The 14,312-nt window shown below is 56.5% G+C and carries 16 protein-coding genes and 1 pseudogene; 2 read left to right on the top strand and 15 right to left on the bottom strand.

Translation table 11 applies throughout. The features are described from left to right. Positions 1-13: 13 nt before the first annotated feature. The 14 genes and pseudogenes from CKW40_RS34505 to CKW40_RS34440 all read right to left on the bottom strand — a co-directional run bounded on the left by CKW40_RS34505 (position 14) and on the right by CKW40_RS34440 (position 12,621). Positions 14-685, bottom strand: a complete 672-nt coding sequence (locus CKW40_RS34505) for an acyl-homoserine-lactone synthase (protein WP_095204184.1) — start codon at positions 683-685, stop codon at positions 14-16. 83 nt (positions 686-768) lie between these two features. Then, positions 769-1,254: pseudogene (locus CKW40_RS45465) on the bottom strand (helix-turn-helix transcriptional regulator); the annotation flags it as partial. A 37-nt stretch (positions 1,255-1,291) separates the two neighbouring features. After that, positions 1,292-1,789 carry a DUF4231 domain-containing protein gene (locus CKW40_RS34495; protein WP_095204183.1) on the bottom strand — a complete coding sequence of 166 codons (498 nt, stop codon included), beginning with the start codon at positions 1,787-1,789 and terminating at the stop codon, positions 1,292-1,294. A gap of 135 nt (positions 1,790-1,924) precedes the next feature. Then, on the bottom strand, positions 1,925-3,115 hold the full coding sequence (locus CKW40_RS34490) for a hypothetical protein (protein ID WP_095204182.1): 1,191 nt from the start codon (positions 3,113-3,115) through the stop codon (positions 1,925-1,927). Between the two features lie 162 nt (positions 3,116-3,277). Then, a complete protein-coding gene (locus tag CKW40_RS34485; protein ID WP_095204181.1) occupies positions 3,278-5,014 on the bottom strand; it encodes a patatin-like phospholipase family protein in 1,737 nt (578 codons plus the stop codon). A 13-nt stretch (positions 5,015-5,027) separates the two neighbouring features. Further along, positions 5,028-6,095 (bottom strand): hypothetical protein, encoded by a 1,068-nt coding sequence (locus CKW40_RS34480; protein ID WP_095204180.1) that lies wholly within the window; start codon positions 6,093-6,095, stop codon positions 5,028-5,030. Further along, positions 6,092-7,147 (bottom strand): peptidoglycan-binding domain-containing protein, encoded by a 1,056-nt coding sequence (locus tag CKW40_RS34475; protein WP_143748427.1) that lies wholly within the window; start codon positions 7,145-7,147, stop codon positions 6,092-6,094. The genes CKW40_RS34480 and CKW40_RS34475 overlap by 4 nt, the downstream gene beginning before the upstream one ends. Before the next feature lie 21 nt (positions 7,148-7,168). After that, on the bottom strand, positions 7,169-8,167 hold the full coding sequence (locus tag CKW40_RS34470; RefSeq protein WP_095204178.1) for a glycoside hydrolase domain-containing protein: 999 nt from the start codon (positions 8,165-8,167) through the stop codon (positions 7,169-7,171). Between the two features lie 20 nt (positions 8,168-8,187). Continuing rightward, positions 8,188-9,042, bottom strand: a complete 855-nt coding sequence (locus tag CKW40_RS34465) for a hypothetical protein (RefSeq protein WP_143748426.1) — start codon at positions 9,040-9,042, stop codon at positions 8,188-8,190. A 41-nt stretch (positions 9,043-9,083) separates the two neighbouring features. Next, entirely contained in the window at positions 9,084-9,746 is a 663-nt protein-coding gene (locus CKW40_RS34460) for an acyl-homoserine-lactone synthase (protein WP_095204176.1), read from the bottom strand. An 83-nt stretch (positions 9,747-9,829) separates the two neighbouring features. Then, positions 9,830-10,552 carry a LuxR family transcriptional regulator gene (locus CKW40_RS34455; RefSeq protein ID WP_095204175.1) on the bottom strand — a complete coding sequence of 241 codons (723 nt, stop codon included), beginning with the start codon at positions 10,550-10,552 and terminating at the stop codon, positions 9,830-9,832. A 369-nt stretch (positions 10,553-10,921) separates the two neighbouring features. Then, positions 10,922-11,473 (bottom strand): hypothetical protein, encoded by a 552-nt coding sequence (locus CKW40_RS34450; RefSeq protein WP_095204174.1) that lies wholly within the window; start codon positions 11,471-11,473, stop codon positions 10,922-10,924. A gap of 45 nt (positions 11,474-11,518) precedes the next feature. After that, positions 11,519-11,941 (bottom strand): superinfection immunity protein, encoded by a 423-nt coding sequence (locus CKW40_RS34445; protein WP_095204173.1) that lies wholly within the window; start codon positions 11,939-11,941, stop codon positions 11,519-11,521. Positions 11,942-11,991: 50 nt separating this feature from the next. Continuing rightward, complete coding sequence (locus CKW40_RS34440) at positions 11,992-12,621, bottom strand: DUF4339 domain-containing protein (RefSeq protein WP_095204172.1); 630 nt, start codon at positions 12,619-12,621, stop codon at positions 11,992-11,994. 122 nt (positions 12,622-12,743) lie between these two features. Here CKW40_RS34440 and CKW40_RS34435 point away from each other — a divergent pair, with 122 nt between their 5' ends. Continuing rightward, positions 12,744-12,974, top strand: a complete 231-nt coding sequence (locus CKW40_RS34435) for a helix-turn-helix domain-containing protein (RefSeq protein WP_095204171.1) — start codon at positions 12,744-12,746, stop codon at positions 12,972-12,974. A gap of 92 nt (positions 12,975-13,066) precedes the next feature. On the opposite strand, the gene CKW40_RS34430 is transcribed toward CKW40_RS34435, so the two are convergent. After that, positions 13,067-13,327 carry a hypothetical protein gene (locus tag CKW40_RS34430; RefSeq protein ID WP_095204170.1) on the bottom strand — a complete coding sequence of 87 codons (261 nt, stop codon included), beginning with the start codon at positions 13,325-13,327 and terminating at the stop codon, positions 13,067-13,069. A gap of 338 nt (positions 13,328-13,665) precedes the next feature. On the opposite strand from CKW40_RS34430, the gene CKW40_RS34425 reads away from it, so the two are divergent. Then, positions 13,666-14,148, top strand: coding sequence for a Ros/MucR family transcriptional regulator (locus tag CKW40_RS34425; protein WP_095204169.1), 483 nt, complete (start codon positions 13,666-13,668; stop codon positions 14,146-14,148). Positions 14,149-14,312 lie beyond the last annotated feature (164 nt).

Raw genomic sequence — 14,312 nt, 5'->3', positions numbered from 1 at the left:
CGCTTCTATGTTCTCAAAGAGGTTTGATAGCGGTCGATGGGACGTCGTGTTTTTCAATGGACGCGAACGACATCTGGGGGCCGCGACGAACGAGTAGCGAATGGTCGATGCCGAGGATCTTGCGGACGCTCTGCAGCGCTTTCTCATTCACGTCGATATACGCGACGATGTACCATTCGCCGTTTTCTTCCCGCGCCATTCCCATGGGCTCGGCCCGCCATTTCAACGCTCCGTGGTGGGGCATGAAGTAGGTCTCCTGAATTCCTCCGACTGCGCTGAGGCCCTCGTCGAGAGCATACTCCATGACCGCGCAACACAGTTCGGTGAGGGTGCCTCTTAGCCCGGCCGAGCGTCTATCGGGGACAACGAAAGTGCGTGTCCATTCGGCCCAGTCCGGTCGTCTCGGGACGCCTGTTATTTCGCACATATGCGGAAACACTTCCGAGACCATGTGGGGTTCGGTTGTCGGGATCAGCCGCGCCGACGTCACCACCCGATCGTCTTCGATACCTAGAAGATATGTCGCCGCATCGGTGTCGAACTGATCACGCTCCCGACCGTCGGGGCTTGGCGGCCGCCAGCCCTTCTGGTGGACAAAAAAGTCATGACGTCGGCGTAGGAACTCATCGAATTCGTTCTCATAGAGATGCTTATTCTGCGCATTGACGACATGAGCAGTTATCATGGCGCGATCCCCAACCGTTGTGGGAGGGGATACTTGCAGTGGTTCTAAAATGCGTCACCTGTCCGATCGGACAGTTGACGCGTTTAGGGATGGATCAGGCGCCGGCGCACCGCCTCAACAACGGCTTGCGTGGTTGTGCTGACTCCGAAGGCTTCCCGAGCCTTGTTGGAGTGCCATTTGACGGTTCGTTCGGCTACGCCGAGAATTTGTGACGTTTCCGACGAAGTCTTGCCAGCCGCCGCCCACAACAGCACTTCCTTTTCCCTGTCTGTTAGTAGACCGTCTTCGCCACTATCGTCACTCGACAGGGCCTGGATCGACATGCCGGCATAAACCGCCATGGTGACCAACTGCACTTGTTGTCGTGGCGATAGCGCGCAAGATTTCGCGGAAGATGCAAACGAGAGAACCGACTGCCAGTGGTGAACGCTTAACATCGGGACAGCGAAACCACTGCAGATGCCAAACTCCGCCGCTTCGCCTGCAACTCTCCTGGAGCCATCCGTGTTGGACCATTTTGCAGGGACATCGGCCCAAAGAAACGGCTTCAGGGTCTTTGCCGAATAGATGCTCGGGCGGCTTGTCCCAGGGAGCGAACGAGATGGCTCACGTCGGCCCCCCCTCCTGCGCTTCATTCACTATCCGGCTAGCACGCTTTTTTTCCCATTCCGAATTAGTCTGCTGGAGTGTGAGTGCGAGTCGTTCATACAATTTATCAACGATCTCCGCCGATGGCTCATTTTCCTTTTTTGATAGATATTCCAGTTGATCCGACAATTCGTAAATTGAGTTGAGTGTTGATGTGTATCGTACCCACAGCCATCTTGGGTCAAAAAAAGCTTCCCACGCAGCTAGAATGGATACGAACGCGCTTGTTAACAACGATAGGATAGATGCTGTCGATTTCCATTTTTCGGAAAGCAAATCATTCTGCTGAATCGCAATCAGAACAGTGGTACTGGCCCCAATAACTGACGCACCAAGAGTGAAGTAAAATGCTTGGCGGCGATTCCAGAGCCGCCCTCGATCAAAGGAGTCAGCGTGCTGCTTTAAACGAGTGCGCAGCCACTCAATGTCTCTGCGTTGTCCACTACCCTCGGTCATTTTCTTCCTGCCTCTCAAGCGTGCGGATGTTCAGTAAAGGACAGAAGCCAGCTATGTCCGGAATCGGTATTTTTCTGCCATTCGGTCCGTGAAGATACCAACTAGAGAGTACGTCAGCCCCACTGATAGGTAAGTTCAACCTCTGGGCCAGTTCGCTGCCAGATACCTTACGTCTGAATGGGCGCTAAGCCAGGTAGCGAGACGGTTCGATGCTGCAGCGCTTAGCGCGGTAAGTGTCGCAGTTTCGGAAACATCGCCTCCGACTTGTTCGAGTCGCTTGCGATAGTCTGCCACCACATTTTGTTCTGCTGCAGCATCAGTGGCCGTGCTCCGCTCTGACTGAAGGATCGATTGTTCGTTGTCCGACGATTGGTGCTTCAGACGCTCCAAGCGGCCTACGCGCCGCGCATCCGAATTCCACCACGCGAACACAAGGCAGAACACAGCAAGCACCGCATACGCAGGAACAACAGCATCCAAGGTGGGCGCATAGGCTGCTGCGTTGGCAATGGCGGTGCTCGCCGCGCACAGCATAAAGAAAACAGAACCCGCAGTGCCCCAGCGCCGCAAATACCTGCGCGCCAAATAGTCAGTCTTCGCCTCGGGTTTCTCCAAAATCGCAATCGCATCGGCAAGCGCTCCCTTCTTCGCCAGAAGCAATTCTCGGGTTTCAGTGATTTGTTGCGCGTGCGTCGCTGTCTGACGGGTAGTCTCGGCAAGTTCGGCCGAAAGTGCGGCAATGGTTTCAAACAAGGCGCCCTCGCGCCGATCGTCATCAGAACAACCTGACTCCAGCTCGCGAAGATCGGTTAATCCCTGGTCGATAGCTGTCTGGTCGGCTGGACTTTGGAATTTCTCGGGGACGATCTCGCGCTCGGCGCATACTTTCAGCGCGCGCATAACAATGACCCAGCGGACTGCACCATCTCCAACCTGGTGGCCGAGCTCGCGCACACGCAAAAGGAACAGCCCCTTCTCGGATTCAAGCGCATGTTGGGCGTTCTCCTCTCGATTCCGAGCGACCAAGTCACTAAGCATTCGTCGGACATCATCTAGCTGGGTATCGTAGCTTCGCACTTGCTCTTGGAGGCTGGACAGCTTGGCGAATAGGTCGGCTTTGAGCGCTTCCTGCCCGGCCGCCAAGGTCTTTACCTGATCCGCTACTTGGTTCACTTGCTGCATAGCCTGCGTCTGCATGCGCTGGATGTTGGCAACCTTGGTTTGAGTTGCTTGAATATCATCGCGCGCCGCCTTGACATCGCGAGCAATGGCATCCGTTTTGGACGTCAGAGCAGACAGATAGCCGGCAAAATTCTCGTCAGCCACGACAACAAATTCCTTAGGCCCGAAGCAGCGAAGACGTTCTTATGAATTTGCTCGTTCTGAAGGACGCTGCAAGACATAGAAAATCTTGCAAAAACGTTGAGAAACCGCGGCGCTGAAAAAAAGCGACGGACCTGACAAATCTCGCGTCGTTACTGGCGTCGGCTATGGCATAAGTTTTTCGCTTCGTAGCTTTGTGGACAGGGTGTCCATGATCTTGTTGTGGACCAGAGATTTCCCCGCGAGCTTCCACGCAGCTTTGAGGAAGGACATCAGGAAGAAATTCTTTGATGCCAACGACGTTGTAAAGCTGGCGAAGAGGTAATCGAGCCTGCCGTCGATACTATCAGCAAGACCTGCGGGCATGGCATCGAGGCGCGGCCACACCGGCGGCACCGGCGGCGCGTCTCTCAGTGACTTGACGAGAGGGATGAGAGGCAAATCGCCGTCCTTATCCGCATAGAGCGCCATCTGATCCTGCGTCCAAGCTGATGCGGTGGCCAGTGCAACGTTCGCCGGTGGAAAATACAGGCTCTCAGTCAGGAATTTGTACGCGTTCCACCGGCCGAGCATGAAATCGTGTTTGGTCAGCTTGGCATCGACAAAGCCGATGAACCCGCCTAGGCCGCCGCTCGCGATAGCTTGTGAACCGACGACGACGTTCGCTTCATTAGAGCTTGGGATAGGTGGGCGGACCGGAGCAATGAGAAAACGACTGAATACTGTTTCCGACTTCGCCAAGGCGATGTCGGACGGTTTGAGGCGTGCCTGATAGACAAATTGGCTGATCAGGGGGGAAATGAGACCGAGAATTCCAATCGGCTTGGCGGGGCCGAGCGTCTCGACGTCGCTGAACGGATCGACGAGAATTACCGCGCGATTGGCGGCAACCGCTTCCCGGGGATTCCGACCAAGCCAGCCTGCCAGGCTTGTTCTGGCAATATCAATGGGTTCGTTGTTGACTGTGCCGCCGTCGACGGCAAGCAGGTTGGTCTCGGTGCCCGCTGCCGCACCGGCGTCCTCAAAACTTTGCCAAACTGGGATGAGCTGAACGACCTCGGAAGCCTGTGTATCGGTCCCCGGTATCACAATGACGCGATACGCGGTTTCAGCGAACGGGCGCACTATCGAGCGGGCTTTGAAGGCGAAGGGGAACGCGCTGGTGGCGAGGGACGCTGCTCCCAAGAGATCCCAGTTCGTGCTCTCGGTCGAGGAAAGAGCCCTCTCATCAGGCCGAGTTTGGAGCGTTTCAGGTTTCCCATTCTCAATCGTCAACGCAAAGCGCAGATGATCGTCATGGGCAACGAGATCGTGTCCGAGGCCGCTTTTGCCGGTGAAGTTTATTCGGTAAGGGATGCCGGTAACGTTGCCAACCATAACGGTGAGGCGCAGTGGGTCGGCGAGATAGGGCCGCATTCCATAGGAAGGGGCAGACATCCCGAGCACCTTCTTGACTTGCCGGTCCAGAACAGCGCAGTCCAGAAGTGAAGGTGGTAAGTCTGAGCTCGACATTTGCGGCGTTGCGAGCAGATGCTCCAGGTCGACCTCACCTGTCCAGGCCGCATAGAGCGGATTGTTTGGGTCCGGGCCGTGCGGATAGGCTCCTCCCGCGGTTCGCAATATCGCCGCCCCGTTGATTGCACCGCCTGATGCACCAGCGATCGTGCGCAACACAACATTGTGCTTCGGGGCATCGGCATCGCCATGCGCCTTGGCTAGAGCCCAGGCGTCGAGCGCCTCAATGAGGTAGTCGAGAACACCTGCCGTATAAGCACCGGCAGAGACGGTACCCGCAAGCGCTAGCGCAATTTCAAAAGTGCCGTCAGGAGGATTGGGGCTGTCTTTTGGGAATAGCTCATCTTTTTCTTGATCAGAAAGCGGTTGTGGGGTGACGGTTGCCATGGCGCTTTCTCCGTTAAGACGTGGATCGCTGCTTATTGTCGCCCGGAGTTTCGGGGCTATCAGCGCGCGGCGGTTTGGGGCCGGTCGCCCTGAGATTGATCAAACCCTGAAGGAGATCGAACCAGAACGGCGCACCGAGCGAGATGGCAAGGGCGGTCATGATCCAGCCGGGGAGCGCTTCAAAAAGCCGAGCGAGGATAAAGAAGAACCCCTTGGGCGCGTTGGGATCTTTGGGCACGTTGGAGTCCTTGGAGTCCTTGGATTCCTTGGATTCCTTGGGATCCCCGAGCAAGAAATCCTTCCAACCGATGGGAATGGGCAGACTGGAAACCTCGTCGAGAGCATCTGCAAATGCTGCCTTTGCAGCAATGAGATCTGCGGCAGGATCTTGGTCCGTTTGGGAACCGCTGACAGGGCCCTGTCCGGGATCATTTTTCTTACCTGCGGCCGGATGTCGAGCGAGGAAGTTTGTCGCCGTTTGAACGATCTTGGAGTTTGCCTCCGGCGCCCAGAGCGATTTGGCAACGTGTAAGCTGTCCACATTGAAACCGCAGGCGATCACAAAGCCGACCGCCAGCATCGTGATCTGGACATTGCGCTTGTAAGTGCCGCTGATGCGATCCATCGAGTCGTCGATCCACTTGTCGACCCGTGTCTTCAGCACGTCGATATCGCCTGAGGCTTCGTTCATCAGAACGGATAGGCTCTGCCGTATGGGACTGGGTGGAAGTTCGGCCACCGCGCGTTCGATTGCAGTGAACTCGTTGGCCTGGGAGCCATCCTTGAGCACGTCCAGCAATGCGAGCGTGATGTTACGTGCCGGCACGTAGGACGGCGCCCCTTTGGAGGATATGCGTTGAACAAGACCGTGACCAAAAACGCTGACAAAGAACGGGTCTAGCTGCGGCTTCTTGGATCCTGGGTCGGCGAGAAGACTTGCAAGGCCCGATTTCAAGGTCGCGGCCCGCAAGCGAAAGACCGCTGCAATCCCTTCCTGTATTGCCGTGGCGACCAGACTGAGCACGAGATAGGTGAGAGCCAGGCCGATAGCGACATTAAGAATCGTCCAGAGATTCGTCATTTCGCGTCCCCCGAAGCGGCCCTTTGCCTGACAAGGTTCAGGAGGATCCGTATTTGATAATGGAAGGAATCGAGACCGCTGCCATTGTAGCGGCGTGCCGCATAAGGCCAGTCGCACAGAAATGCTGAACGGTCGGGAACAGCACCGTAGTCGGCGCTAGGATATAGGTTGTCGGGCTGGCAGCTCTTAGAGGATCCTTGAAAGAGCGGCGTCCCACGCCGGATCGTGACGGTCGGGACGTTGGCTGCGCAGCTCTGGCAATCGGCCATGCGGCGCTTGTCTGAAACAGGGTATCGACAAAGACGAAGTGCCAGAACAGGATGCTCTGCGGCGCGGTCATCCGCCTCGCTGTCTGGGCCCACGACATCACGATCGAATTTCGAGCGCAACTCGGCAAAGGCGGTTGCAACGTTGCCGACAGGGTCGACGATGAAGCGCGCTATCTCTTCCATCCGCGGCGGGTGATGAAAGATTGTGTATTGTCCAAGGCCATAGCCTCGCGAGGTGATGCGATCTGGGTTGGCCTTGTCGTTGCGGTCGAGGCCAATCGACACGAAGTCATCGCCATCGTTGCCATGGGGTATGCAATAGTGACAGCTATCGCTTTCTTGTACGGCCATCGCCAATATGAACGGAAAGGGGGCCGTCGCATCCGTCATTGAGGATACGGCCGCCAAAGCAGCGCGATTGTCCGCGAGCGGATCAAACGACCGGGGCAATTTCGGCACTTTTGAGTCGCTGATCAAATCTGCAAGGCAGGCCGCAAGACTCTGGTCAAAGCCAGCTGCGATATCGGTTATGCGTCCTTTGTTGTAGTCAGCAATCGCTACAGGCGCAGGCCCGTCGTCGGAGCGTGAAAGGCCATGATTGTTGATGAGATCATAGCGTAGAGCCCGAACGGCCCTCAGGCTTCCAGGTCCGAATGCCCCGTCGATTCCCCGGCCCAGATAGCCAAGTGCTCGAAGATCCGTCTGCAAGGCACGCACGGCATCGGAGGGCCCTGCCTGTGTTCCATCAAGGACAAGCCCATCGACTTGATAAGCGGCAAGCATGATCTCCCCCGACAACCGCAGCTAAATGTTAAAACCGCCATAATCGCCGGTGGCGACATCGGTATCGTAGTCAAACGGCAGTAATTGGTCTGAAGGGCCTTGCTTGATATTCCAGCTGGTGTACGCGGCGTAGCCGCTCCACCCTTTTGACATAGCCAGCCATGTATAGGCTACCAGACCGTGCGCAGTGAGCCAGGTGCAGGCACGCCCCGAGCCGTACACACCGACAGAATAGGCTGACTTGCCATTTCCCATGGCGGCAAAAGCGCTTGCTATCGCTTGGAAATAGTCGTTGATCGAACCGGCAAGAGCATCTTTACTGCAGTCAAAATCCACCGCGAAGTATATAGGTGTGCCCGCTGGTTGTCCCACCAGCATGGCCTGTTTATATGCGCTGGTGCCTTCGTCGAGCCCGGTCGTGCGCGAGAAATGCGACACGTTGGCCGAGGCGCTCTCCCAGATGGTGACAATTTTGACCCCAGCGGCAGTGAGGGCCTTTGCTTCTTTGGCGGTTAGGGTTGGAAAACCTGACGCCCCATTGCGGTAATATCGAACGACGAATGCCTTGCCCGCTGCGGCGATGGCCCGGCTTTGGGCTGTGCAGTCAGTGGCACAATCCAAACCATGAACGAGACCGGCGGCGAGAGGAGGGGGCGCCGCGACAGCGGGCGGTGCTTGACCGGAGGCGACCGGAGCCGCGGGGGCGGGCACCGCTGGCGCAGCCGTCCCCAAGGCTTGTGCGATCGCTTTGCGAAGGTTGCTGCCTGCTATAGTCAGTTGATCAAGATTGAGCGGCACGTTCCCGGCGGCATCAATCACCTGCTGCAGCCCGGCTGCGGCAGCCGTCACGCTATCAGCCGCGTTCCGAAGCTCAAGATCATCAACCTGACCAAGCAGCGCAACAAGCACGTTGGCATTGGCCAGAAGCTGAGTCTTTTCCGGGTCGCTCGGATTTGCATCTAGCCGCTTTTCGATGTCGTCGAGGGTGACGATGATCGTTTGCTGCAATTGCGAAGGCATTTGATCTCCCCTTGTGTCTGTTATGGTTTGCCTAATGTGGCGTAGGCGGCTCGTGCCGCCTTGGCATCCGCCGCAAGCTCGCCAGAGGTTGCGGCGATTGCACTTAGGGTTTCGGGGCTCGACTGCTGGATATATGCCATGCTCAACTTCCCGAAGTTCTCCTTCAATTGCTGCAGGAGCACGACATAGTTGGCGACTTGTAGCCGCGCTGCATCGATATCGGCCTTGCGCTGCTCTTTTGTCTTCTTACTTGAGAATGGCTGGTCGTCCTGAATCAACGTGAGGAAGATTGGGTCGCCGGCTTTTATCAGATTGTCGATCAACTTGATCATAGGGTCCTTTCCAGAAAGCATCAGTCGCCGCGCTTCGGCGTTGCTGTAGGCGCTCGCGATCTGTTGGAAGATGCCGCTGAGCAGTGCCGCGGAGCCTGTCGATATCGCTGAACCGGTAATGGCGGTAATGTTGCCGAGGACACTTTGCGCCTGGGCCTGCCAGGCCGCTGCCGAGGAGCCGTCTACGAGTGACACCAGTAGCTTGGTATATCCATCGATGACGGCAAACCCGGCGCGAAACTGCGCTGCCTCGGGCGCGTCACCGATACTTGAATAATATGGCGCGTCAGCGACAACGAAGATGGTTGGGTGTGCAGCTGTCGCCGCGATTTTGTGGCGACGCTCTACCGCGCTTAGATTGTCGAATAGAGGATCGATGGCGGTGCCAACGCTGTTGACCATGCCTGAGAAAGCGAGCGTCTGTTCCTTCGGTACGGTGGAGCACGCACTAAGCCCGGCTGCGGCTGACACACATAAAAAAATTGCCCGTGTCCAGGGGGCATGTGGGCCTGCGGTCAAGCTTCTGTTAACTGCGAGGCGCATTGAAACTCCAATAAAGAACTGAATTAATTGCGATATTTTGTCTAGCGAGCCGGAGCTTCGATGGCTTTTTGTGCTCTCTCAAGAAACGACATTTGGGGGCCACGACGAACGATTATCGAATGGTCGATGCCGAGGATCTTGCGGACGCTCTGCAGCGCTTTCTCATTCACGTCGATATACGCGACGATGTACCATTCGCCGTTTTCTTCCCGCGCCATTCCCATGGGCTCGGCCCGCCATTTCAACGCTCCGTGGTGGGGCATGAAGTAGGTCTCCTGAATTCCTCCGACTGCGCTGAGGCCCTCGTCGAGAGCATACTCCATGACCGCGCAACACAGTTCGGTGAGGGTGCCTCTTAGCCCGGCCGAGCGTCTATCGGGGACAACGAAAGTGCGTGTCCATTCGGCCCAGTCCGGTCGTCTCGGGACGCCTGTTATTTCGCACATATGCGGAAACACTTCCGAGACCATGTGGGGTTCGGTTGTCGGGATCAGCCGCGCCGACGTCACCACCCGATCGTCTTCGATACCTAGAAGATATGTCGCCGCATCGGTGTCGAACTGATCACGCTCCCGACCGTCGGGGCTTGGCGGCCGCCAGCCCTTCTGGTGGACAAAAAAGTCATGACGTCGGCGTAGGAACTCATCGAATTCGTTCTCATAGAGATGCTTATTCTGCGCATTGACGACATGAGCAGTTATCATGGCGCGATCCCCAACCGTTGTGGGAGGGGATACTTGCAGTGGTTCTAAAATGCGTCACCTGTCCGATCGGACAGTTGACGCGTTTAGGGATGGATCAGGCGCCGGCGCACCGCCTCAACAACGGCTTGCGTGGTTGTGCTGACTCCGAAGGCTTCCCGAGCCTTGTTGGAGTGCCATTTGACGGTTCGTTCGGCTACGCCGAGAATTTGTGACGTTTCCGACGAAGTCTTGCCAGCCGCCGCCCACAACAGCACTTCCTTTTCCCTGTCTGTTAGTAGACCGTCTTCGCCACTATCGTCACTCGACAGGGCCTGGATCGACATGCCGGCATAAACCGCCATGGTGACCAACTGCACTTGTTGTCGTGGCGATAGCGCGCAAGATTTCGCGGAAGATGCAAACGAGAGAACCGACTGCCAGTGGTGAACGCTTAACATCGGGACAGCGAAACCACTGCAGATGCCAAACTCCGCCGCTTCGCCTGCAACTCTCCTGGAGCCATCCGTGTTGGACCATTTTGCAGGGACATCGGCCCAAAGAAACGGCTTCAGGGTCTTTGCCGAATAGATGCAAACGCCATCAACGGCAGCGTGCTCCGCTTCAATGTATCGCTCAAACCAGCCTGTCGGCCAGCCATTCAGTTCGACCATCGGTGCGAGCTGCTGGCCGCCTAGTGGAACGCCACTGAGGATAAGGTGTTCAAAGCCGAGATTTCTGACGGTTTCTAGGAGATCGCCTAGGAGCGAGGCGGTTGCCGTGTGCTTCCTACAGCGTTCGATAAAGTCAAAGACATCTGAATCTATCACGCCAGATACCCCACCCGCCAAGTATAGAAAATATAGTAAGAATGATTGCTTGTGAATGCCAATTCAGGATGCGAAGCGCATCTCGCAATCATTTTTAAGCGGTCGGGGTTGCCATACATCGGGCAAGAGCGATCATTGATCATGCTCGGGATAAAACCCTTCCTTTCCCCATGGCATGATCATCGCGACATCGCCTCCAGCCTGGTATGGGCCGGTGAGCATGACGCATGTATCGAAATTCTGCCGAAGTCCTAGTTTCCTGATCGCCCTTCGGATTGAAGCCTGGAGAGCGACGAATTCCTTCGCGTTCGACCGCTTTAGCTTGGCTCGAGCCTGGACGGGCGTGCCCTGGCAAGCGGTGTCGGGCCTCTAGAACTCCGCTTCGACACGCGAAAAGAAGCTTCTCGGCCGAAGAAATCTGAATTCTGGGTATCGGCACGCATGCTGAGTTTCGTCCGGGAAGCCTTCATTGGTGAATAACAATGCGTGATACTCTGCCATTCGGTTCGGGTGCCAAGGGCCGAGCTTGTGCATTTCGCGACGTGCAGGGAAAGCTGTGCTGGCGCCGAGGAGATATGCGTTCTCATCGTCATAGCGCTTGAAGACGAAACGATCCTGCCCGAAGCGCTGCCCTTGCTGTCGCAGATGGCCGAGTAAGTTCCCGCTGTCGTTGCGAGCGGTACCGATCAAGAGCAAACTCTCCTCATGGACGTTGACGTCACCTTCGATCAACCGCGGACGAACTTTCAGGTATCCAAAGCGGCCGTGCGTGGTCGCAGCTAGCACACCGTTATTCGCCCGGTTTGATTGCGGGGTGGCATCTTTTCGGAATGCGGTGATAATACCGATGTTGCTGTTTCGCGTGCGCTGCCACACGCGGAACAAGCTATTTGATTGGAAAGGTTGCGGCTCCATATCCATCCGCCTTATCTGACCTCGATCTTCATGCAGCTGTCGGAGCCCACATCAGTCGGCCCTGACAATCGCGTCACGCATTCGCTGGAATTGCTCGGCGTCGATGGCGCCGTCGTCTCGCAATTTCTTGAGGCGTTCCAGCCGACTGAGCATTTCCTCCGTTGATATCTGGGGCGAGGGCGGCGGGTTAGGTACCCCGTGTTCCAGGCGTACTCGCATCACGTCGTTGGCTGTGACGTTGAGACCGGATTCCCCACCGTTGGTGCCCCGTGGGCTCGCAGTGATATGAATGGCCTTGCAAGCCCAGATCAAGCAGCCGAACCAAATGATGCCTGTCGCGCCGAGAAAGGTGTTGAGGAGGAATATCACCCACCTGTTCGGGTGGCGCCGTAGAAAGGCAATGATGCTCGGGATGAGGAAGATGACAGCCGCGACAAGCAAAATTATCAGAAAATTGGAATCCGAGTCCGACATGTCAGCGCTTTGATCCGGGAGGTTGAAACTTTGGAGAGCGAGTAATCGGCTCACGCATCGAGGACGAAGGCGACCTCTCCGATAAGGCAGACAAGCGTGCAAGCCAACCAAATCCACAGGTATCGCCAGCCACCATTGAGGATTGCGGCGCGTCGCCAAAAATACCCTAATGGCGTCAACAGCACGAATGGCGCAATCCAGCGCCTGCGAGGGTTTAAGCCTTTCTGGAAGAGCTGCCTGGCGTCCAGGATGGACACAAAAACAGTCGCGAGGGTCCACCAGAGCTGAGAGGCATTGTTGAAGTCTGCGGCGCTCGGATCGAGTTTGGCCGCTTTGGCGGTGACATCAGCTAACAGAATGGCAAGCGGCGAGTAGGCCAGCATCACGGCATAAAACGAACCGATGCTCGGAGTGGTGCTGGGAAACGCTGGCGGCTGCAAACCGAATTCTACGCTGCCATTGGCGGTTTGTGCATCTCTTAGAGGTGGCAGCGGTGGCGGCGCTACACGAACGCTGTCCTTGAATTTGGTTTGGCTGGCCGGTGTCCATTCTGCGCCAAGGTCCGCCGACCACACCCTTGCCTCCAGCGATAAGAACCGGTTTGCGAACATGGTGACGAGATCGTCCTCCTTGATCGGACCGCGCTGCGCCCCGTTCTCTTCATAGTACCAGTCAGTCATGCGCCTGCGTCCTCAGCTGTGGCTCTGGAAATTGGGGAGACCCGCCGCTTCTCCGCGGCAGAAACGAGAGATGCAGAGTATACTCCGTGGAGTATACTCTGCAACCGACTGTTGTACGTCCGATGGACATACGACAACGTTTTGCACGCAATCTTCGCGCGGCTAGGGAAGCGAAAGCGCTTTCCCAGGAGGCTCTTGCCTACGAGGCAGGCCTCGATCGGACGTATATCAGTTCGCTGGAGCGCGGCCGCTATTACGCGAGCCTGAAAGCGATCGAGAAGATTGCAAAAGTCCTGGAACTCGATCCGGCCGACTTGCTGCGAAAAGACGACGAGGGCTCTCGGAAACAATGACGGCCACAGCCGGGCCTGTTCGAAACCACCGCTAAAGTCACGCTCGCCTTTAGGCTGCTCGAGAGGTGATTGGTCGGGGCGGAGAATGGTGATCATCGTGCCGCCTTGCTGGAGGCCGCAGCCATACATTCCCGCCATGCCTCAAAAATCTTCTCCAGGGACTCGGCGCTGAGATGGGCGAGTGGTGCAAGCGCAACGGGTGCGATGTGATCGGCTGCAGTGCTCAGTGAGTGAAGTATCGCCACCACGCCTTCGAGCACTATGAGCTCTGGCTCGATATCGAACAAATGTTGGCGAAGAGCGTCGGCTAATTTGCCGGTATGGATTTCAGTTCTCTTCTTCGGCACGGTCAACCTCGTCTCTGTGGGGTACCAATGCTTGCTATAACGAAGAAGTCCAGTCGCAATCTCGTAAGTAATTATTGAAACGCGATCCGCGTTGGATGAAGGTTCCAGACTGCGATTTTCGAATTCAAATCAGGGTAGCCGGAAGGGCGACTTTTGTCAGAATCCAGCTTCCGGGGATATGCAATCAATCCATCGTCTGCGTGAGGCTCGCTCGATTACCAGTGACAAATTCGGTGAATATCCATCGGTTGGCAGCTCGTCTGTATTGACTGCGACCTAGTCTTTTTCTATTCCGTTGTTGCATCGCGGTATGCACCGCGGTATGCAGCGCGATTTTGGAGCGTATGATATTTGAAAGCAAAGGAGCGTTGAATTTGACCGAGGATAATCAGATCAACCTGATCGAACTTACGGCTGATATAGTCGCAGCCTTCGTTCAAAAAAACCCAGTGCCGGTTACGGCGCTCCCTGATGTTATTGCGAGCGTCCATATGGCATTGGCTCAGGTAAACAGTCCTGTTGCTGCACCTGAAGAGGCGCAGAAGCCCGCGGTCAACCCGAAGCGCTCCGTATTTCCGGATTACATCGTCAGCCTGGAGGACGGAAAAAGATACAAATCATTGAAGCGCCATCTGCGCACGGCTCACGATCTGTCACCTGAGCAATATCGCCAGAAATGGGGATTGCCTAACGACTACCCGATGGTGGCGCCGAGCTACTCTGCGACGCGCTCTGCCTTGGCAAAATCGCTTGGGCTTGGCAGGAAGCCGGCGCCGGTATCGATCCCCGCCAAGAAGCCTGGGGCGAAGCGGAAAGCCAAATCCTGAAAGCTGAAAGGTAGGTCCACTCGTCATGCCGTGGAACTGTCAAACGGCTTCCAAAACTGACCCCCGATCGGCGTCCAATTTTGACCCCCTTATGTAATGCGCGGCGGTCAGCGTTCGCCCGGGCGGAGCTGGTGAGGGTTGCGCAGCCCGGGCGAACGCGGATG

Origin of the sequence: Mesorhizobium carmichaelinearum (assembly GCF_900199455.1) — a bacterium.
Lineage (GTDB): Bacteria > Pseudomonadota > Alphaproteobacteria > Rhizobiales > Rhizobiaceae > Mesorhizobium > Mesorhizobium carmichaelinearum.
The sequence above is the reverse complement of the archived record's forward strand: the minus strand, read 5'-3'. Positions and strand labels throughout refer to the sequence as shown.